The following is a 20289-nucleotide window of genomic DNA, read 5'->3' on the forward strand; positions in this document are numbered from 1 at the left end:
ATATCGCAATAAGTTATGTTTTTAAATTGAGGGCATTATTATGAAAAAAATACCCTGCGTGATGATGCGAGGTGGAACCTCGAGGGGCGCGTTCCTGTTAGCGGAACATTTACCCGAAGATCAAACGCAGCGCGATAAAATATTGATGGCAATTATGGGTTCCGGTAACGATCTGGAAATAGACGGTATCGGCGGCGGTAATCCGCTGACCAGTAAAGTCGCCATTATTAGCCGTTCCGACGATCCGCGTGCTGATGTCGATTATCTGTTTGCTCAGGTTATCGTCCATGAGCAGCGTGTTGATACGACACCAAACTGCGGCAATATGCTGTCTGGGGTTGGGGCATTCGCCATTGAAAATGGTTTGATTGCCCCGACATCACCGATCACCCGTGTGCGTATCCGCAACGTCAATACTGGTACGTTCATCGAAGCTGATGTGCAAACGCCAAATGGTGTTGTCGAGTACGAGGGTAGCGCCAGAATTGATGGTGTGCCAGGGACAGCCGCACCGGTCGCTCTCACTTTCCTGAATGCAGCAGGAACAAAAACCGGAAAAGTCTTCCCGACTGATAAACAGATTGATTATTTTGACGATGTTCCAGTGACCTGTATTGATATGGCGATGCCAGTCGTCATTATTCCGGCTGAATATCTGGGCAAAACAGGCTATGAATTACCGGCGGAACTGGATGCCGACAAAGCATTATTAGCCCGCATTGAATCTATCCGTCTGCAAGCGGGTAAAGCAATGGGCTTAGGCGATGTTAGTAATATGGTTATCCCTAAACCTGTGCTTATTTCTCCAGCGCAGAAAGGCGGGGCAATTAATGTGCGTTATTTTATGCCGCATTCTTGCCATCGCGCACTGGCGATAACTGGCGCTATTGCCATTTCCAGTAGCTGTGCATTGGAAGGCACCGTCACCCGACAAATCGTCCCTTCTGTGGGGTACGGCAATATCAATATTGAACACCCCAGTGGTGCGCTTGACGTTCATTTAAGTAATGACGGTCAGGATGCCACAACGTTACGTGCATCTGTTATTCGGACGACCAGAAAAATATTTTCCGGTGAAGTTTATCTTCCCTGAAAAATTTCGTTGTCGTGATAAGGACAATCAATAAAGGACTTCTGTATGAGTCATACAGAAAGAACAGGATTTTAAATGAATAAGAAATCGTTATGGAAGCTAATTCTGATATTAGCGATCCCATGTATTATTGGCGTTATGCCAGCCCCGGCAGGATTAAGCGAACTGGCATGGGTACTTTTTGGTATATACCTGGCGGCGATTGTGGGGCTGGTTATCAAGCCTTTCCCGGAACCTGTCGTACTGTTAATTGCCGTTGCTGCCTCGATGGTGGTGGTCGGTAACTTATCCGACGGTGCGTTTAAAACCACCGCCGTATTAAGCGGTTACTCTTCAGGTACCACCTGGCTGGTGTTCTCGGCATTTACCTTAAGCGCCGCATTTGTGACCACCGGCTTAGGCAAACGTATTGCCTATTTGCTGATTGGTAAAATTGGTAGCACTACGCTGGGTCTGGGTTACGTTACGGTATTCCTTGATCTGGTACTCGCTCCGGCTACGCCTTCGAATACCGCGCGTGCGGGCGGTATTGTATTACCGATCATCAACAGCGTGGCGGTGGCTTTGGGGTCAGAACCTGAAAAAAGCCCGCGTCGTGTCGGACATTACTTGATGATGTCCATTTACATGGTCACCAAAACCACCAGCTATATGTTCTTTACCGCAATGGCGGGGAACATTCTGGCGCTGAAAATGATCAACGACATTCTGCACCTGCAAATTAGCTGGGGTGGATGGGCGCTGGCCGCCGGATTGCCGGGCATCATTATGCTGCTGGTTACTCCGCTGGTGATTTACACCATGTATCCGCCAGAAATTAAAAAGGTGGATAACAAAACCATCGCCAAAGCGGGCCTTGCTGAACTGGGGCCGATGAAAATCCGTGAAAAAATGCTGCTCGTTGTCTTTGTGCTGGCACTGCTGGGCTGGATTTTCAGTAAGAGCCTGGGTGTTGATGAATCTTCAGTGGCAATCGTTGTTATGGCGACCATGCTGCTGCTGGGTATTGTTACCTGGGAAGACGTGGTTAAAAATAAAGGCGGCTGGAATACCTTAATCTGGTACGGCGGTATTATCGGCTTAAGCTCATTATTATCGAAAGTGAAATTCTTCGAATGGTTAGCTGAAGTCTTTAAAAATAACCTGGCATTTGATGGCCACGGTAACGTTGCTTTCTTCGTTATTATTTTCCTTAGCATCATCGTGCGTTATTTCTTCGCTTCCGGTAGTGCCTATATCGTTGCCATGTTGCCGGTATTTGCCATGCTGGCGAACGTCTCCGGCGCACCGTTAATGTTAACCGCGCTGGCACTGTTGTTCTCCAACTCCTATGGCGGCATGGTTACTCACTATGGTGGCGCGGCTGGTCCGGTCATCTTTGGTGTGGGTTACAACGATATTAAATCTTGGTGGTTGGTTGGTGCGGTACTGACGATATTAACCTTCCTGGTGCATATCACCCTCGGCGTATGGTGGTGGAATATGCTGATCGGCTGGAACATGCTGTAAATATACTCGTCATACTTCAAGCTGCATGTGCTGCGTCTGCGTTCGCTCACCCCAGTCACTTACTTATGTAAGCTCCTGGGGATTCACTCGCTTGTCGCCTTCCTGCAACTCGAATTATTTAGAGTATATCCATTTATTATCTATCTGCGCACTTCACGGTGCGCAGATATCTGGAGCATTTGATGATCAAGTTATCTGAAAAAGGCGTGTTTCTCGCCAGCAATAACGAAATAATTGCCGAAGAACATTTCACCGGCGAAATAAAAAAAGAAGAAGCAAAAAAAGGCACTATTGCCTGGTCAATACTCTCTTCTCATAATACGTCCGGAAATATGGATAAACTTAAAATTAAGTTTGATTCATTAGCCTCTCACGATATTACCTTTGTTGGTATTGTACAGACCGCTAAAGCGTCCGGTATGGAACGTTTCCCGCTGCCGTATGTGCTGACCAACTGCCATAATTCACTCTGTGCTGTGGGCGGCACTATTAACGGTGATGACCATATTTTTGGTTTATCGGCAGCTCAGCGTTATGGCGGTATTTTTGTGCCTCCGCATATTGCGGTCATCCATCAATATATGCGTGAAATGATGGCAGGCGGCGGCAAAATGATCCTCGGGTCAGACAGCCACACCCGTTACGGTGCATTAGGGACAATGGCAGTCGGTGAGGGCGGCGGCGAGCTGGTAAAACAACTGCTTAATGACACCTGGGATATCGACTATCCGGGCGTGGTTGCGGTGCATCTGACCGGAAAACCTGCGCCGTATGTGGGGCCGCAGGATGTGGCGCTGGCTATCATCGGTGCCGTGTTCAAAAACGGTTACGTCAAAAACAAAGTGATGGAATTCGTAGGTCCCGGTGTTGCTGCGCTCTCTACCGATTTCCGTAACAGCGTTGACGTGATGACCACTGAAACTACCTGTTTAAGTTCTGTCTGGCAAACCGATGAAGAAGTGCATAATTGGCTGGCGCTGCACGGTCGCGGCCAGGATTACTGCCAGCTTAATCCTCAGCCAATGGCGTACTACGATGGCTGCATCAGCGTTGATTTAAGTGCCATCGAACCGATGATTGCGCTGCCGTTCCACCCGAGCAACGTGTATGAAATCGACACGCTGAACCAGAATCTGACTGACATTCTGCGTGAGATTGAAATTGAGTCCGAACGCGTGGCGCACGGTAAAGCCAAACTCTCGCTGCTGGATAAAGTGGAAAATGGTCGCCTGAAAGTACAGCAGGGGATTATCGCTGGCTGTTCTGGCGGTAACTATGAAAACGTTATCGCCGCAGCAAATGCGCTGCGCGGTCAATCCTGTGGCAATGACACCTTCTCGCTGGCGGTTTACCCGTCATCACAGCCGGTGTTTATGGATCTCGCCAAAAAAGGTGTGGTAGCAGATTTGATTGGCGCAGGCGCAATCATCAGAACCGCGTTCTGCGGCCCATGCTTTGGCGCGGGCGATACGCCAATCAACAACGGTTTGAGTATTCGCCACACCACGCGTAACTTCCCGAACCGTGAAGGCTCTAAGCCAGCCAATGGGCAGATGTCAGCGGTAGCGTTGATGGACGCTCGCTCTATCGCTGCGACTGCGGCAAACGGTGGCTATTTAACCTCTGCCAGCGAACTCGATTGCTGGGACAACGTGCCGGAGTACGCCTTTGATGTAACGCCGTATAAAAACCGTGTTTATCAGGGTTTTGTGAAAGGGGCGACTCAGCAACCGCTGATCTACGGACCGAACATTAAAGACTGGCCGGAATTAGGCGCACTGACTGACAATATCGTCCTCAAAGTGTGCTCGAAGATCCTCGACGAAGTGACCACCACTGACGAATTGATTCCTTCCGGTGAAACCTCTTCGTATCGTTCAAATCCAATTGGTCTGGCGGAGTTTACCCTGTCACGCCGTGATCCGGGTTATGTTGGCAGAAGTAAAGCCACTGCCGAGCTGGAAAATCAGCGTCTGGCGGGGAATGTCAGTGAACTGGCAGACGTTTTTGCGCGCATTAAGCAGATTGCTGGTCAGGAAAATATTGATCCGCTGCAAACTGAAATTGGCAGCATGGTCTATGCGGTCAAACCAGGTGATGGTTCTGCGCGTGAGCAGGCGGCGAGTTGCCAGCGTGTGATTGGCGGTCTGGCGAATATTGCCGAGGAGTACGCGACTAAACGCTACCGTTCTAACGTCATCAACTGGGGGATGTTACCGCTGCAAATGGCGGAAGCACCGAACTTTGACGTAGGTGATTACATTTACATCCCTGGCATTAAAGCGGCGCTGGATAATCCAGGTACGACATTTAAAGGTTATGTGATCCATAAAGATGCGCCGGTAACGGAGATTACGCTCTATATGGAAAGTCTGACTGCTGAAGAGCGCGAGATTATCAAGGCGGGTAGTTTGATTAACTTCAATAAAAACCGTCAGATGTAAAAAGCGCCATGTGAATGTAGGTCGCATCCGGCACTTATTGTCGGATGCGATGCTGGCGCATTTTATCCGACCTACAAATCGCATCGAACCGTAGGCCGGATAAGGCGGTCACGCCGCATCCGGCACTTATTGTCGGATGCGATGCTGGCGCATCTTATCCGACCTACAAATCGCATCGAACCGTAGTCCGGATAAGGCGTTTACGCCGCATCCGGCATTTATTGTCGGATGCGATGCTTGCGCATCTTATCCGACCTACAAATCGCATCGAACTGTAGGCCGGATAAGGCGGTCACGCCGCATCCGGCAAAAAGTGAATAGCTCTTACTTTTTCGCCTCTGCAACCACTTTGCTACCCACGCCGCGGTTATTGTATTCCCACATGCGGTTGTAGTTAGTGTCATTCAGATTGCGCTGTACTTCGTCGCTATCGTCAACGCTGCCGGTATTACCCGCAAATGGACGATTGGAAATCACCGCATCAGCCCACGGTTTAGCCGTGTTAAAACCTTCGTTGATGGCGCTATCACGGATCACCACCTGACCGTTGGTATTGGCATCAACATCCAGCGAGCGGCCCAGTTGTGCGACGCCATCACCAGAAGCATTGAAACGGCTATTTACTGCCAGGAAACCGTAATAGATGTTAGACAGCGTAGCCGGTGCAAACACATACGCTTCCTGCTGGGTACGGGAGTTCACCACGCGGAATTCGGTGTTATCGAACACCACCGCGCCGCGACCAGAAACGATATCCACATCCCCTTCAATATAGCTATTGGTCACCAGAGTACGCGGTTGACGATTGGTTTCCAGACGGTTTTGCACACCACTGTTGGTGACAAAGAAGGTGTTCTGACGACCGAGAATGTTGACGTTATTGATCTGCACTTTATCGCCATCAGTACGCAGCGCCACCGCCGGATGGTTACCCGCATCTACGCTATCGCCCAGCGTGTTTTCGATGGTCAGGTTTTGCAGTTGCAGGCCATTGTTTTGTGACCAGAAGACCGCAGAGCAGAGAACACCGATACTGTCGCTGCGTTTGCTCTGGCAGCTATCGTACATGTACCACGCTGGTTTACCTGGCATATATTTGCCGCGCGGGTTGACGTCGTGACGCCAGTCGGCAGGACTCATGCCACCATCAAGGGAAAGCCCAATCTTCACATCAATCGGTTTTTCGCCTGTACCGTAGACGGTGATTCCACCCGGAGCTGCAGGGACATAGACCGTGCCTTCATACTCACCTGGCATCACAGCAATATATTGGCGTTTATTGGTACGTTTGATAATTGCCGCATCCACCGCTGCCTGAATAGTCGTGTGCGTCACGCCCGGTGTACCCGCCGGGCCGACAACAAAGTCAGGTTGCGCAGGCAGGGTAATCGGGGAAGGATTCCACGCTGCAGCACCTGGTGTCAGGGATGCAAAATAGTGTTGAGCATCGAAATTCTGCGCTTCTTTTGCCGACAGAATCGGGCGAGAAGAGGTACCAGGCGCGGTTTGATCAGAAGGACGTTGATCGGGCGGTGTTGAGCTACAGGCGGTCAGCGTCACGCCAAAAGCCAATGCCAGCGCCAGACGGGAAACTGAAAATGTGTTCACAGGTTGCTCCGGGCTATGAAATAGAAAAATGAATCCGTTGAAGCCTGCTTTTTTATACTAACTTTAGCGAAACGGGAAGGTAAAAAGACAAAAAGTTGTTTTTAATACCTTTAAGTGATACCAGATGGCATTGCGCCATCTGGCAGAGTGATTAACTGAACATCGCGGTAATCGATGCGCTGGCGAGAGAGTGGAAATGGACGTTAAACCCGACCATCGCGCCGCTGGCACCTTCATCGACATCAATACGTTCTACATCCAGCGCGTGAACGGTAAAAATGTAGCGATGCGTTTCGCCTTTCGGCGGCGCGGCGCCATCGTACCCGGTTTTACCAAAATCGGTACGCGTCTGCAAAACGCCGTCTGGCATTGCTACCAGACCAGAGCCAAACCCCTGCGGCAATACGCGGGTATCAGCGGGTAAGTTAACCACTACCCAGTGCCACCAGCCGGAGCCGGTTGGCGCATCCGGGTCGTAGCAGGTGACAACAAAACTTTTCGTTCCCGCAGGAACATCATCCCACGCCAGATGCGGCGAAATATTATCGCCATCGTAACCCATGCCGTTAAAGACATGACGATGTGGCAACTTATCGCCATCGCGCAGATCATTACTGATGAGTTTCATGAACCCTCCTTTCTTGTTTGCAGAAAGTGTAGCCAGAAACCTTCAGGCTGACTGCTCGTTATTGGCAAAAAAATGTTTCATCTTGTACAGCACGGTTAACCGCTGCGGTCAGGCGCTGCAACTGTTCAGGGCGAATAATATAGGGCGGCATCAGGTAAATTAGCTTGCCAAAAGGCCGGATCCAGACGCCCTGTTCGACAAAGAATTTTTGCAGCGCTGCCATATTCACCGGGCGAGTGGTTTCGACCACGCCAATTGCCCCCAGCACGCGCACATCGGCAACCATTTCGGCATCACGGGCGGGGGCAAGTTGCTCGCGCAGCTGTACTTCAATAGCCGCTACCTGTTGCTGCCAGTCGCCAGATTCGAGAATCGCCAGGCTGGCGTTTGCTGCTGCGCAGGCCAGCGGATTGCCCATAAACGTTGGCCCATGCATAAAGCAACCGGCTTCGCCGTTACTGATGGTTTCCGCAACCTCGCGCGTGGTAAGCGTGGCGGAAAGGGTCATCGTGCCGCCGGTTAAGGCTTTACCGAGGCACAAAATGTCCGGCGCGATTTCTGCATGTTCACAGGCAAACAGTTTGCCGGTACGACCAAATCCGGTGGCGATCTCGTCGGCAATCAGCAAGATACCTTCGCGATCGCACATTTTGCGGATTCGTTTTAACCATTCCGGATGGTAGATGCGCATCCCGCCTGCGCCCTGGACAATCGGTTCAATGATCACCGCCGCGATTTCATGACGATGCGCCGCCATCAGGCGGGCAAAGCCCACCATATCGCGCTCATCCCATTCGCCATCCATGCGGCTTTGTGGAGCCGGAGCAAACAAGTTTTCTGGCAGATAGCCTTTCCACAGACTGTGCATTGAGTTGTCCGGATCGCACACCGACATCGCGCCAAAGGTATCGCCATGATAACCATTGCGGAAGGTCAGAAAACGCTGGCGCGCTTCGCCTTTGGCCTGCCAGTACTGCAACGCCATCTTCATCGCCACTTCCACCGCCACGGAACCGGAGTCCGCGAGAAAAACGCATTCCAGCGGTTGTGGCGTCATTGCCACCAGTTTGCGGCACAGCTCAATGGCTGGCGCATGGGTGATACCGCCAAACATCACATGCGACATAGCATCAATTTGCGACTTCATCGCGGCATTGAGTTGCGGGTGATTGTAGCCGTGGATCGCCGCCCACCAGGACGACATACCGTCAACCAGGCGTCTACCGTCAGACAAAATCAGCTCGCAACCTTCGGCGCTCGCCACCGGATAAACCGGCAGCGGGGAGGTCATGGATGTGTATGGGTGCCAGATATGGCGTTGGTCAAAGGCAAGATCGTCCGTTGTCATAATCGACTTGTAAACCAAATTGAAAAGATTTAGGTTTACAAGTCTACACCGAATTAACAACAAAAAACACGTTTTGGAGAAGCCCCATGGCTCACCGCCCACGCTGGACATTGTCGCAAGTCACAGAATTATTTGAAAAACCATTGCTGGATCTGCTGTTTGAAGCGCAGCAGGTGCATCGTCAGCATTTTGATCCTCGTCAGGTGCAGGTCAGCACTTTGCTGTCAATTAAAACCGGAGCTTGTCCGGAAGATTGCAAATATTGCCCGCAAAGCTCGCGCTATAAAACCGGACTGGAAGCCGAGCGGTTGATGGAAGTTGAACAGGTGCTGGAGTCGGCGCGCAAAGCGAAAGCGGCGGGATCGACGCGTTTTTGCATGGGCGCGGCGTGGAAGAATCCCCACGAACGCGATATGCCGTACCTGGAACAAATGGTGCAGGGGGTAAAAGCGATGGGCCTGGAGGCGTGTATGACGCTGGGTACGTTGAGTGAATCTCAGGCGCAGCGCCTTGCGAATGCCGGGCTGGATTACTACAACCACAACCTCGACACCTCGCCGGAGTTTTACGGCAATATCATCACCACACGCACTTATCAGGAACGTCTCGATACGCTGGAAAAAGTGCGCGATGCCGGGATCAAAGTCTGTTCTGGCGGCATTGTCGGCTTAGGCGAAACAGTAAAAGATCGCGCCGGATTATTGCTGCAACTGGCAAACCTGCCGACGCCGCCGGAAAGCGTGCCAATCAACATGTTGGTGAAGGTGAAAGGCACGCCTCTGGCCGATAACGATGATGTCGATGCCTTTGATTTTATTCGCACCATTGCCGTAGCGCGGATCATGATGCCGACCTCTTACGTGCGCCTTTCTGCAGGACGTGAGCAGATGAACGAACAGACTCAGGCAATGTGCTTTATGGCTGGCGCAAACTCGATTTTCTACGGCTGCAAACTGCTAACCACGCCGAATCCAGAAGAAGATAAAGACCTGCAACTGTTCCGCAAACTGGGGCTGAATCCGCAGCAAACTGCCGTGCTGGCAGGCGATAACGAACAACAGCAGCGTCTGGAGCAGGCGCTGATGACCCCGGACACCGACGAATATTACAACGCGGCAGCACTATGAGCTGGCAGAAGAAAATCAACGCGGCGCTCGATGCGCGGCGTGCTGCCGATGCCCTGCGTCGCCGTTATCCGGTGGCGCAAGGAGCCGGGCGCTGGCTGGTGGCGGACGAGCGCCAGTATCTGAACTTTTCCAGCAATGATTACCTCGGTTTAAGCCATCATCCGCAAATTATCCGTGCCTGGCAGAAGGGGGCGGAACAATTTGGCGTCGGTAGCGGCGGTTCCGGTCATGTCAGCGGTTATAGCGTGGCGCATCAGTCGCTGGAAGAAGAGTTGGCCGAGTGGCTGGGCTATTCGCGGGCGCTGTTGTTTATCTCTGGTTTTGCCGCTAATCAGGCGGTCATTACTGCGATGATGGCGAAAGAGGATCGTATTGTTGCCGACCGGCTTAGCCACGCCTCCTTGCTGGAGGCTGCCAGTTTAAGCCCGTCGCCGCTTCGCCGTTTTACTCATAACGATGTCGCTCATCTGGAACGTCTGCTTGCTGCCTCCTGTCTGGGGCAGCAACTGGTGGTGACAGAAGGTGTGTTTAGTATGGACGGCGATAGCGCGCCGCTTACGGAAATTCAACAGGTAACGCAACAGCACAATGGCTGGTTGATGGTCGATGATGCCCACGGCACGGGGGTTATCGGTAAACAGGGGCGAGGCAGTTGTTGGCAGCAAAAGGTGAAGCCGGAACTGCTGGTAGTCACTTTTGGCAAAGGATTTGGCGTCAGCGGCGCGGCGGTGCTTTGTTCTGATAGCGTGGCGAATTATCTGCTGCAATTCGCCCGCCATCTTATCTACAGCACCAGTATGCCGCCCGCTCAGGCGCAGGCATTACGTGCATCGCTGGCGGTCATTCGTAGTGATGAGGGTGATGCACGGCGCGAAAAACTGGCGGCACTCATTACGCTTTTTCGTGCCGGAGTGCAGGGTTTGCCGTTTACGCTTGCGGATTCATGCAGCGCCATCCAGCCATTGATTGTCGGTGATAACAGCCGTGCGTTACAACTGGCAGAAAAACTGCGCCAGCAAGGTTGCTGGGTCACGGCGATTCGCCCGCCAACCGTACCCGTCGGCACTGCGCGACTGCGCCTGACGTTGACTGCGGCACATGAAACACAGGATATCGACCGTCTGCTGGAGGTGCTGCATGGCAACGGTCAATAAACAAGCCATTGCGGCGGCATTTGGTCGGGCAGCCGCGCACTATGAGCAACACGCAGAGTTACAGCGCCAGAGTGCCGATGCCTTACTGGCAATGCTCTCACAGCGTAAATACCCCCGTGTGCTGGACGCTGGCTGTGGACCTGGCTGGATGAGCCGCCACTGGCGAGAACGTCACGCGCAGGTGACGGCGTTAGATCTCTCGCCACTTATGCTTGCGCAGGCACGCCAACAAGATGCCGCAGATCATTATCTGGCAGGCGATATCGAATCCTTACCGCTGGCGAATGCGACGTTCGATCTTGCATGGAGCAATCTCGCGGTGCAGTGGTGCGGTAATTTATCCACGGCACTCCGCGAGCTGTATCGGGTGGTGCGCCCCGGAGGCATGGTCGCGTTTACCACGCTGGCGCAGGGATCGTTACCCGAACTGCATCAGGCGTGGCTGGCGGTAGACGAACGTCCGCATGCCAATCGTTTTTTACCGCCAGCAGAAATTGAACAGGCGCTGAAAGACTTTCGTTATCAATACAATATGCAGCCCGTCACACTGTGGTTTGATGATGCGCTCAGTGCCATGCGCTCGCTCAAAGGCATTGGCGCAACGCATCTTCATGAAGGGCGCGACCCGCGAATATTAACGCGTTCGCAGTTGCAGCGATTGCAACTAGCCTGGCCGCAACAACAGGGGCGATATCCTCTGACGTATCATCTTTTTTTGGGAGTGATTGCTCGTGAGTAAACGTTATTTTGTCACCGGAACGGATACCGAAGTAGGGAAAACCGTCGCCAGTTGTGCGCTTTTACAGGCCGCGAAGGCGGCAGGCTACCGGACGGCAGGTTACAAACCTGTTGCCTCCGGCAGCGAAATGACAGTAGAAGGCTTACGTAATAGCGACGCACTGGCGTTGCAACGCAACAGTAGCCTGCAGCTGGATTACGCCACGGTAAACCCTTACACCTTCGCAGAACCGACCTCGCCGCATATCATCAGTACGGAAGAGGGCAGACCCATCGACCCCGTGGTTATGAGCGCCGGGTTACACGCGCTGGCACAGCATGCAAACTGGGTACTGGTAGAAGGTGCAGGAGGCTGGTTTACGCCGCTTTCTGAGTCTTTCACTTTCGCGGATTGGGTAACGCAAGAACAACTGCCAGTGATACTGGTTGTGGGCGTGAAACTCGGCTGTATTAATCACGCGATGCTGACCGCACAGGCTGTACAGCAAGCCGGACTTACCCTTGCAGGGTGGGTAGCGAACGATGTGACTCCACCGGGCAAACGTCACGCTGAATATATGGCCACGCTCAAGCGGATGATTTCCGCACCGCTGCTTGGGGAGATCCCATGGCTTGATGAACCCCCTGAAAACGCGCTAACCGGAAAGTACCTCAATCTCACCGCATTGTTGTAGCAATATATTTGGTTAAATTGCGAGCGAGATCGCGTCGTCTGCTGCCTGCAATTCAACCAATTAAATTTCAAAAGAATTGAGAAAAAATATTTACCCCCACAATATGCGGTTAGTGTGGGAATTGCCCAGGCGGCAGGGCATACGGGCTGCAGGCAGTTATCCACTATTCCTGTGGATAACCATGTGCATTAGAGTTAGAAAACGCGATGCAAGCGAGAGAATACGCGGCTTGCACGCGAATTGACGCGAAAGAAGGCTTAAGGAAATATTTGTTATTTTTCAATTAATTATATAAAAGCAATGGCAGTCATGAAAGTGACATCTCTTGCCATAAATCCGTCATCAGCCATCTTGACAATTGTTAAAAAAGCCGTTGCTTTGGGGATAACCCCGCAATCCTGGAGTTTTATCTCGTCACTGAGCAAATTATGCTCATGATTGATACCTTCGTTGACGGTGTAACAGAAATAATGTGGCGTGAAACTGTTTTTTTATCCAGTATAATTTGTTGGCATTATTAAGCACGACGAGTAAAATTACATACCTGCCCGCCCACTCCTTCAGGTAGCGACTCATGAGTAAACCGTTCAAACTGAATTCCTCTTTTAAACCTTCTGGCGATCAGCCTGAGGCAATTCGACGCCTCGAAGAAGGGCTTGAAGATGGCCTGGCTCACCAGACTCTACTCGGCGTAACGGGCTCCGGGAAAACATTTACCATTGCTAACGTCATTGCCGACCTTCAGCGCCCGACGATGGTGCTGGCGCCCAACAAAACGCTGGCAGCCCAGTTGTACGGCGAGATGAAAGAATTTTTCCCGGAAAATGCGGTGGAATACTTCGTCTCTTACTACGACTACTATCAACCGGAAGCCTATGTGCCGAGCTCGGACACCTTCATTGAAAAAGATGCCTCGGTAAACGAACATATTGAACAGATGCGGCTTTCAGCGACCAAAGCTTTGCTGGAGCGGCGCGATGTGGTGGTGGTCGCCTCTGTTTCAGCCATCTACGGTCTGGGCGACCCTGACTTATATCTTAAGATGATGCTGCATCTGACGGTCGGCATGATTATCGATCAGCGCGCGATTCTGCGGCGCCTGGCGGAACTGCAATACACCCGTAACGACCAGGCGTTCCAGCGCGGGACTTTCCGTGTTCGCGGGGAAGTGATTGATATTTTTCCGGCGGAGTCCGACGACGTTGCGCTACGTGTTGAATTGTTCGACGAAGAGGTAGAGCGGCTGTCGCTTTTCGACCCATTAACCGGGCAAATTATCTCAACCATCCCCCGCTTTACCATCTATCCGAAAACACATTACGTCACCCCGCGCGAGCGTATTGTGCAGGCGATGGAAGAGATCAAAGAAGAGCTGGCCGATCGGCGCAAAGTGCTGCTGGCAAATAACAAGCTGCTGGAAGAACAACGCCTGACTCAGCGTACCCAGTTTGATCTGGAGATGATGAACGAGCTGGGTTATTGCTCAGGCATTGAAAACTATTCGCGCTTTCTTTCCGGTCGTGGACCCGGTGAGCCACCGCCGACGCTGTTTGATTATCTCCCCGCCGATGGCCTGTTGGTGGTCGATGAATCCCACGTGACTATTCCGCAAATTGGCGGCATGTATCGAGGTGATCGGGCGCGTAAAGAGACGCTGGTGGAGTACGGTTTCCGCCTGCCATCGGCGCTGGATAACCGTCCGCTGAAATTCGAAGAGTTCGAAGCGTTAGCCCCGCAAACCATCTATGTTTCTGCAACACCCGGTAATTACGAGCTGGAGAAATCCGGTGGCGACGTGGTGGATCAGGTCGTGCGTCCAACAGGGCTGCTGGACCCGATTATCGAAGTGCGCCCGGTAGCGACCCAGGTTGATGATCTTCTCTCAGAAATTCGCCTGCGGGCGGCAATTAACGAACGCGTACTGGTCACGACGTTGACTAAGCGGATGGCGGAAGATCTCACCGAATATCTGGAAGAACACGGTGAACGCGTGCGTTATCTTCACTCGGATATCGACACCGTCGAGCGTATGGAAATCATCCGCGACTTGCGTTTGGGCGAGTTTGATGTGCTGGTGGGGATCAACTTACTGCGCGAAGGTCTGGATATGCCAGAAGTTTCGCTGGTGGCGATCCTCGACGCAGACAAAGAAGGCTTCCTGCGTTCCGAACGTTCATTGATTCAGACCATTGGTCGCGCGGCGCGTAACGTCAACGGTAAAGCGATTCTCTACGGCGATAAGATCACCCCATCAATGGCGAAAGCGATTGGCGAAACCGAACGTCGCCGTGAGAAGCAGCAGAAGTACAACGAGGAACACGGCATTACGCCGCAAGGCTTGAACAAGAAAGTGGTCGATATCCTGGCGCTGGGGCAGAACATTGCCAAAACCAAAGCGAAGGGCAGAGGAAAATCGCGCCCGATTGTTGAGCCGGATAATGTACCGATGGATATGTCGCCTAAAGCGTTGCAGCAGAAAATCCATGAACTGGAAGGGCTGATGATGCAACACGCGCAAAATCTGGAGTTCGAAGAGGCGGCGCAAATTCGTGACCAGTTGCATCAGCTGCGTGAGTTGTTTATTGCGGCTCCGTGACAGGATAACGAAGAAGAGAGATGGCAAAAGCAAAATTGCCTGATGCGCTACGCTTATCAGGCCTACATGATCTCTGCAATACATTGAATTTGCGCGGTTTGTAGGCCGGATAAGGCGTTCACGCCGCATCCGGCATGAACAACGTGTACTTTGTCTTCAATAGGAAGCCGGAATTTTCTTTCGACTTCCCGTTAACCCAAAGCCTGTAATGCCTTTTCCAGTGCGTTATGTAATAACTGGCGGTCATGACGATAGGGGATATCGCTGGCCTCCAGTACGTCCTGAATGACTAATCTGTCGTTAACTGTAGAAACATCGACCTTCGGCCCAACAATAACCGCATCAATCACCTTTTTACCGACATACTGCTCCATAATCGCCAGCTTGTTTTCAAGCTTCAGATTCGCCGCAGGCAGGCTTAATTCTCTTCCCAAATTGCCAATATAAACCATCGGGGCTGGCGTGCGGCGTAGTGCCTGCGCCATTTCCTCAAGCAGCAGGATTGGCATCAGGCTGGTATAAAAACTGCCTGGCCCGATGATTATCAGGTCAGCCTCATTAATTGCCAGCACCGCTTCACGGGTGGCAGGTACGTTGGGGGTTAACAGTAGTTCCTGAATCGGCGTAGTTAGCTGGTCGATGTTGACCTCGCCGTAAACTTCATGTCCCTGATCGTCAATGGCCATCAGATCAACGGGATGCTCTGACATCGGAATTAATTGCGCGTCCACTTTCAACAGATTACGAATTAAATTGATGGCTTCCAGAGGCCGCACGCTAAGGTGATCCAGCGCCTTTAACATCAAGTTTCCGAGATTATGACCGGAAAGCTCGCCATTGCCGCCAAAACGGTATTCAAACATCGCGGAGGCGACGCTCGGTTCCGTTATCAGTTGGTTGAGACAGTTGCGCATATCGCCCCAGGCAATACCGCCTTCCGAGCGACGAATACGTCCCGTCGAGCCACCGTTATCCGTGGTGGTGACGATACCCGTTAAGCGAGAGCCTAAAGACGAAAGTGATGAGAGAACGCGTCCCAGTCCATGCCCCCCGCCGAGAGCAACGACACGATCAAGGTCAGCCAGCGTACGATTGCGCATATACATTCCTGAAGTCAGATTATCCTCGCTACAGTAGCGCAAATTACGGGGAAACAGCAATTAGCCTGCCAATATTGAGGATACAACTCATAGTTTTCTACCCCCAAAGGACAATATTCGCTCTGCATCCCTGATGATGTATATCAAAGTAAAACCGCCATTTTCCCTTATTCTGTAGCGAAATAGGCCGATCATGACGCTATATACATGATTACATAGCGAAAAGGGTGAATGGTAAAAATCTCATTTACGCGCTAGTATCGGCATAACCACTAAACACTCTAGCCTCTGCACCTGGGTCAACTGATATGGTGCTTTGGCCGTGACAATGCTTTGAAAGGTTGCCACCAGGGCGAAGGAAGAAATGACTTCGCCTCCCGTATCTGGAAAGGTGTACATGGCTTCACAACTGACTGATGCATTTGCGCGTAAGTTTTATTACTTGCGCCTGTCGATTATCGATGTGTGTAACTTTCGTTGCACATATTGCCTGCCGGATGGCTACAAGCCGAGCGGCGTCACCAATAAAGGCTTTCTGACCGTCGATGAAATTCGCCGGGTCACGCGCGCCTTTGCCAGTCTGGGCACCGAAAAAGTCCGTCTGACAGGCGGAGAGCCGTCTTTACGTCGCGACTTTACCGATATCATCGCCGCAGTGCGGGAAAATGACGCCATCCGTCAGATTGCGGTCACCACTAATGGTTACCGTCTGGAACGCGACGTGGCGAACTGGCGCGATGCCGGACTGACGGGCATTAACGTCAGTGTTGATAGTCTCGACGCTCGTCAGTTTCATGCCATTACCGGCCAGGATAAATTCAATCAGGTCATGGCTGGCATCGATGCTGCATTTGAGGCGGGCTTTGAGAAGGTCAAAGTCAATACCGTGCTGATGCGCGATGTCAACCATCACCAGCTCGACACCTTTCTGAACTGGATCCAACATCGTCATATCCAGCTGCGTTTCATCGAACTGATGGAAACGGGAGAGGGCAGCGAGCTATTCCGTAAACATCACATCTCTGGTCAGGTTCTGCGTGACGAGCTACTGCGTCGCGGCTGGATCCACCAATTACGTCAACGTAGCGACGGTCCCGCGCAAGTCTTTTGTCATCCGGATTACGCCGGAGAGATTGGTCTAATTATGCCGTATGAAAAAGACTTCTGCGCCACTTGCAACCGCCTGCGTGTCTCCTCCATTGGTAAACTCCATCTCTGCCTGTTTGGTGAAGGCGGCGTTAACCTGCGCGATCTGCTGGAAGACGATACCCAGCAACAGGCGCTGGAAGCGCGTATTTCAGCGGCGCTGCGGGAGAAAAAACAGACTCATTTCCTGCATCAAAACAATACCGGTATTACGCAAAACTTATCGTACATTGGCGGATAAAACGTCAAAAGGAGAGATCAGATGAGTCAGGTAAGCACTGAATTTATCCCGACCCGTATTGCTATTCTTACGGTTTCTAATCGTCGCGGTGAAGAAGACGATACCTCCGGTCACTATCTGCGCGATTCGGCGCAGGAAGCGGGCCATCACGTTGTCGATAAAGCCATTGTCAAAGAAAACCGCTACGCTATTCGCGCTCAGGTATCTGCGTGGATAGCCAGTGACGATGTACAAGTGGTGTTGATTACTGGCGGCACTGGCCTGACGGAAGGTGATCAGGCTCCCGAAGCACTGCTGCCGCTGTTCGACCGTGAAGTCGAAGGTTTCGGCGAAGTGTTCCGTATGCTGTCGTTCGAAGAGATTGGCACCGCAACGTTGCAATCCCGTGCGGTAGCGGGCGTCGCTAATAAGACACTGATTTTCGCCATGCCGGGCTCGACCAAAGCGTGCCGCACCGCGTGGGAAAATATCATCGCGCCGCAGCTGGATGCCCGTACGCGTCCGTGTAATTTCCATCCACATTTGAAGAAATAAGTATGTCGCAACTGACCCATATCAACGCCGCTGGCGAAGCGCACATGGTGGATGTTTCCGCCAAAGCGGAAACTGTACGTGAAGCGCGGGCGGAAGCCTTTGTCACCATGCGTAGCGAGACGCTGGCGATGATCATCGATGGTCGCCACCATAAAGGCGACGTGTTTGCCACAGCGCGTATTGCCGGTATTCAGGCGGCAAAACGCACCTGGGATCTGATCCCGCTGTGTCATCCGCTGATGCTCAGTAAAGTCGAAGTCAATTTACAGGCCGAGCCGGAACACAATCGGGTACGTATAGAAACCTTATGCCGCCTGACCGGGAAAACCGGCGTTGAAATGGAAGCGTTAACCGCGGCCTCCGTGGCGGCGCTGACCATTTATGACATGTGCAAAGCGGTGCAAAAAGATATGGTGATTGGTCCGGTACGTTTGCTGGCAAAGAGCGGTGGCAAATCAGGTGACTTTAAGGTGGAAGCGGATGATTAAAGTTCTTTTTTTCGCCCAGGTACGCGAGTTGGTGGGAACGGATGCAACCGAAGTGGCTGCGGATTTCCCCACCGTTGAAGCGTTACGCCAACATCTGGCTGCGCAGAGCGATCGCTGGGCGCTGGCGCTGGAAGATGGCAAATTGCTGGCTGCCGTCAACCAGACGCTGGTGAGTTTTGACCATCCGCTGACTGACGGCGACGAAGTGGCTTTCTTCCCGCCGGTAACCGGAGGTTGAAATGGCAGAAACCAAAATTGTTGTCGGCCCGCAGCCGTTCAGTGTAGGGGAAGAGTACCCGTGGCTGGCTGAGCGTGACGAAGACGGTGCAGTGGTCACGTTTACCGGTAAGGTGCGCAACCATAACCTGGGAGACAGCGTCAAAGCATTAACCCTCGAACACTATCCGGGAATGACGGAAAAAGCACTGGCGGAAATCGTTGATGAAGCGCGTAACCGCTGGCCGCTGGGGCGCGTCACGGTAATTCACCGCATTGGTGAATTATGGCCGGGTGATGAAATTGTTTTTGTCGGTGTTACCAGTGCGCATCGCAGCAGTGCGTTCGAAGCCGGGCAGTTTATAATGGACTATCTCAAAACCCGCGCGCCGTTCTGGAAGCGCGAAGCCACGCCGGAAGGCGACCGCTGGGTCGAAGCTCGGGAGAGCGATCAGCAGGCGGCAAAACGCTGGTAGTTTTTAGCAGGCCGGATACCGCATAGCTGCGTCCGGCAATTTCACCGCTCAGTACATGCGTTTACGCTGCGTCGATGCACAGCCCCATCATTTGCAGTATCCTTAAGATATTCCTTATATCTTCAGGAGAAAGTCATGGACAGATTCCCACGTTCTGATTCAATTGTACAAACCCGAGCTGGCCTGCAAACCTATATGGCACAGGTCTATGGCTGGATGACGGTAGGCTTGCTGCTTACCGCGTTTGTTGCCTGGTATGCGGCCAATTCCGCCGCCGTTATGGAGCTGTTATTCACCAACCGCATCTTTTTAATTGGTCTGGTAATAGCACAATTAGCTCTGGTTATTGTGTTATCAGCGATGATTCAAAAGCTGAGTGCAGGTGTGACAACCATGCTCTTTATGCTTTATTCAGCGCTGACGGGCCTGACGCTTTCCAGTATTTTCATTGTCTATACCGCTGCCTCTATCGCCAGCACCTTCGTCGTTACTGCCGGGATGTTCGGCGCAATGAGCCTGTACGGTTACACCACCAAACGCGATTTAAGCGGCTTCGGCAATATGCTGTTTATGGCGTTGATCGGCATTGTGCTGGCATCGCTGGTCAACTTCTGGCTGAAAAGCGAAGCGTTGATGTGGGCGGTCACCTACATCGGCGTGATTGTCTTTGTCGGATTGACGGCGTATGACACTCAGAAATTGAAAAATATGGGTGAGCAGATTGATACCCGCGACGTGTCGAACCTGCGCAAATACTCCATTCTTGGCGCATTAACCTTGTATCTGGACTTCATCAACCTGTTCCTGATGTTGCTGCGAATTTTTGGCAATCGTCGTTAATTCTTTTTTCACCACCAATATCCCGGCCATGTGTCGGGATTTTTTTATTTAAAACGATAACAAACAAGAGTCTGGTATAAAAAGCAATTTATGGCGTGGTGGTTGTGTTTTTCGCATCCATCTTTCATGGACGAAATAAGCTCCTTGCACTGGCGGGAAAATGCCATAGTGAAGAATTATGGAGTCCGGTTCGTTGCGCTGTTACAGGTGCATTAACACTCTATTACTATTTTATCGGCCTCTTTGGGATACTTGCAGCAATAGCGATAACGCTTGTCTGGCAAAGGCATACGCGGTTTTTTCATTAGTCGTAAATGCACATACTAAAG

At 52.0% G+C, this 20289-nt stretch carries 18 protein-coding genes, 1 pseudogene and 1 riboswitch; of the genes and pseudogenes, 15 read left to right on the plus strand and 4 right to left on the minus strand.

The annotated features are described in order from the left end of the window. Window positions 1-40 precede the first annotated feature (40 nt). From AACS80_RS00410 to AACS80_RS00420, 3 genes are all read left to right on the plus strand, one after another. The gene (locus tag AACS80_RS00410; protein ID WP_135409726.1) at window positions 41-1093 is read left to right on the plus strand and encodes a 4-oxalomesaconate tautomerase; all 1053 of its coding nucleotides are present in this window, start codon (window positions 41-43) and stop codon (window positions 1091-1093) included. Window positions 1094-1168: 75 nt separating this feature from the next. Then, entirely contained in the window at window positions 1169-2602 is a 1434-nt protein-coding gene (locus AACS80_RS00415) for an anion permease (protein WP_130259791.1), read from the plus strand. A 182-nt stretch (window positions 2603-2784) separates the two neighbouring features. Further along, window positions 2785-5046, plus strand: coding sequence for a hydratase (locus tag AACS80_RS00420; RefSeq protein ID WP_138183609.1), 2262 nt, complete (start codon window positions 2785-2787; stop codon window positions 5044-5046). 324 nt (window positions 5047-5370) lie between these two features. Here the strand turns inward: AACS80_RS00420 and AACS80_RS00425 are convergent, their stop codons facing one another. The 3 genes from AACS80_RS00425 to bioA all read right to left on the minus strand — a co-directional run bounded on the left by AACS80_RS00425 (window position 5371) and on the right by bioA (window position 8630). Continuing rightward, complete coding sequence (locus AACS80_RS00425) at window positions 5371-6654, minus strand: putative acyl-CoA thioester hydrolase (RefSeq protein WP_130259788.1); 1284 nt, start codon at window positions 6652-6654, stop codon at window positions 5371-5373. 151 nt (window positions 6655-6805) lie between these two features. Next, window positions 6806-7282 (minus strand): kinase inhibitor, encoded by a 477-nt coding sequence (locus AACS80_RS00430; RefSeq protein WP_000767391.1) that lies wholly within the window; start codon window positions 7280-7282, stop codon window positions 6806-6808. Between the two features lie 58 nt (window positions 7283-7340). Next, window positions 7341-8630, minus strand: a complete 1290-nt coding sequence (gene bioA / locus AACS80_RS00435; RefSeq protein ID WP_130259787.1) for an adenosylmethionine--8-amino-7-oxononanoate transaminase — start codon at window positions 8628-8630, stop codon at window positions 7341-7343. A gap of 86 nt (window positions 8631-8716) precedes the next feature. On the opposite strand from bioA, the gene bioB reads away from it, so the two are divergent. The 5 genes from bioB (at window position 8717) to uvrB (ending at window position 14919) form a co-directional block, all read left to right on the plus strand. Further along, window positions 8717-9757 carry a biotin synthase BioB gene (gene bioB / locus AACS80_RS00440; RefSeq protein WP_000951213.1) on the plus strand — a complete coding sequence of 347 codons (1041 nt, stop codon included), beginning with the start codon at window positions 8717-8719 and terminating at the stop codon, window positions 9755-9757. Continuing rightward, complete coding sequence (gene bioF, locus AACS80_RS00445) at window positions 9754-10911, plus strand: 8-amino-7-oxononanoate synthase (protein ID WP_135409727.1); 1158 nt, start codon at window positions 9754-9756, stop codon at window positions 10909-10911. Before bioB ends, bioF begins: the two co-directional genes overlap by 4 nt. Beyond that, on the plus strand, window positions 10895-11650 hold the full coding sequence (gene bioC / locus AACS80_RS00450; RefSeq protein ID WP_135409728.1) for a malonyl-ACP O-methyltransferase BioC: 756 nt from the start codon (window positions 10895-10897) through the stop codon (window positions 11648-11650). The genes bioF and bioC overlap by 17 nt, the downstream gene beginning before the upstream one ends. Further along, window positions 11643-12323, plus strand: a complete 681-nt coding sequence (gene bioD, locus AACS80_RS00455; RefSeq protein ID WP_135409729.1) for a dethiobiotin synthase — start codon at window positions 11643-11645, stop codon at window positions 12321-12323. The genes bioC and bioD overlap by 8 nt, the downstream gene beginning before the upstream one ends. Window positions 12324-12897: 574 nt before the next feature. After that, on the plus strand, window positions 12898-14919 hold the full coding sequence (gene uvrB / locus AACS80_RS00460) for an excinuclease ABC subunit UvrB (protein WP_135409730.1): 2022 nt from the start codon (window positions 12898-12900) through the stop codon (window positions 14917-14919). A 191-nt stretch (window positions 14920-15110) separates the two neighbouring features. Here uvrB and yvcK read toward each other — a convergent pair whose 3' ends face one another. Further along, on the minus strand, window positions 15111-16019 hold the full coding sequence (yvcK, locus tag AACS80_RS00465) for a uridine diphosphate-N-acetylglucosamine-binding protein YvcK (RefSeq protein ID WP_130214903.1): 909 nt from the start codon (window positions 16017-16019) through the stop codon (window positions 15111-15113). A 265-nt stretch (window positions 16020-16284) separates the two neighbouring features. After that, window positions 16285-16429, plus strand: a riboswitch (molybdenum cofactor riboswitch). On the opposite strand from yvcK, the gene moaA reads away from it, so the two are divergent. From moaA to AACS80_RS00500, 7 genes and pseudogenes are all read left to right on the plus strand, one after another. Continuing rightward, window positions 16417-17406 carry a GTP 3',8-cyclase MoaA gene (gene moaA, locus AACS80_RS00470; RefSeq protein ID WP_135409731.1) on the plus strand — a complete coding sequence of 330 codons (990 nt, stop codon included), beginning with the start codon at window positions 16417-16419 and terminating at the stop codon, window positions 17404-17406. Its footprint overlaps the riboswitch before it by 13 nt. A 21-nt stretch (window positions 17407-17427) precedes the next feature. After that, a complete protein-coding gene (gene moaB / locus AACS80_RS00475; RefSeq protein WP_000084634.1) occupies window positions 17428-17940 on the plus strand; it encodes a molybdenum cofactor biosynthesis protein B in 513 nt (170 codons plus the stop codon). Between the two features lie 2 nt (window positions 17941-17942). After that, entirely contained in the window at window positions 17943-18428 is a 486-nt protein-coding gene (gene moaC / locus AACS80_RS00480; protein ID WP_000080885.1) for a cyclic pyranopterin monophosphate synthase MoaC, read from the plus strand. After that, window positions 18421-18666 (plus strand): molybdopterin synthase sulfur carrier subunit, encoded by a 246-nt coding sequence (gene moaD / locus AACS80_RS00485; protein WP_000598612.1) that lies wholly within the window; start codon window positions 18421-18423, stop codon window positions 18664-18666. Before moaC ends, moaD begins: the two co-directional genes overlap by 8 nt. Before the next feature lies 1 nt (window position 18667). After that, window positions 18668-19120: a molybdopterin synthase catalytic subunit MoaE gene (moaE, locus tag AACS80_RS00490; protein WP_000852287.1), complete on the plus strand. Its 453-nt coding sequence runs from the start codon at window positions 18668-18670 to the stop codon at window positions 19118-19120. 135 nt (window positions 19121-19255) lie between these two features. Next, complete coding sequence (locus tag AACS80_RS00495; RefSeq protein ID WP_135491049.1) at window positions 19256-19960, plus strand: Bax inhibitor-1/YccA family protein; 705 nt, start codon at window positions 19256-19258, stop codon at window positions 19958-19960. 119 nt (window positions 19961-20079) lie between these two features. Further along, window positions 20080-20268 (plus strand): annotated as a pseudogene (locus AACS80_RS00500) (Bax inhibitor-1/YccA family protein); the annotation flags it as partial. Between the last annotated feature and the right edge of the window lie 21 nt (window positions 20269-20289).

Origin of the sequence: Escherichia sp. E4385 (assembly GCF_963883145.1) — a bacterium.
GTDB lineage: Bacteria > Pseudomonadota > Gammaproteobacteria > Enterobacterales > Enterobacteriaceae > Escherichia.

Coding starts and splice junctions, on each gene's coding strand:
- moaC (WP_000080885.1), top strand. CDS start 17,943: ATGTCGCAACTGACCCATATCAACGCCGCTGGCGAAGCGCACATGGTG.
- yvcK (WP_130214903.1), bottom strand. CDS start 16,019: ATGCGCAATCGTACGCTGGCTGACCTTGATCGTGTCGTTGCTCTCGGC.
- moaD (WP_000598612.1), top strand. CDS start 18,421: ATGATTAAAGTTCTTTTTTTCGCCCAGGTACGCGAGTTGGTGGGAACG.
- bioB (WP_000951213.1), top strand. CDS start 8,717: ATGGCTCACCGCCCACGCTGGACATTGTCGCAAGTCACAGAATTATTT.
- uvrB (WP_135409730.1), top strand. CDS start 12,898: ATGAGTAAACCGTTCAAACTGAATTCCTCTTTTAAACCTTCTGGCGAT.
- AACS80_RS00410 (WP_135409726.1), top strand. CDS start 41: ATGAAAAAAATACCCTGCGTGATGATGCGAGGTGGAACCTCGAGGGGC.
- bioC (WP_135409728.1), top strand. CDS start 10,895: ATGGCAACGGTCAATAAACAAGCCATTGCGGCGGCATTTGGTCGGGCA.
- bioA (WP_130259787.1), bottom strand. CDS start 8,630: ATGACAACGGACGATCTTGCCTTTGACCAACGCCATATCTGGCACCCA.
- AACS80_RS00415 (WP_130259791.1), top strand. CDS start 1,169: ATGAATAAGAAATCGTTATGGAAGCTAATTCTGATATTAGCGATCCCA.
- moaB (WP_000084634.1), top strand. CDS start 17,428: ATGAGTCAGGTAAGCACTGAATTTATCCCGACCCGTATTGCTATTCTT.
- moaE (WP_000852287.1), top strand. CDS start 18,668: ATGGCAGAAACCAAAATTGTTGTCGGCCCGCAGCCGTTCAGTGTAGGG.
- bioF (WP_135409727.1), top strand. CDS start 9,754: ATGAGCTGGCAGAAGAAAATCAACGCGGCGCTCGATGCGCGGCGTGCT.
- AACS80_RS00420 (WP_138183609.1), top strand. CDS start 2,785: ATGATCAAGTTATCTGAAAAAGGCGTGTTTCTCGCCAGCAATAACGAA.
- AACS80_RS00495 (WP_135491049.1), top strand. CDS start 19,256: ATGGACAGATTCCCACGTTCTGATTCAATTGTACAAACCCGAGCTGGC.
- moaA (WP_135409731.1), top strand. CDS start 16,417: ATGGCTTCACAACTGACTGATGCATTTGCGCGTAAGTTTTATTACTTG.
- AACS80_RS00430 (WP_000767391.1), bottom strand. CDS start 7,282: ATGAAACTCATCAGTAATGATCTGCGCGATGGCGATAAGTTGCCACAT.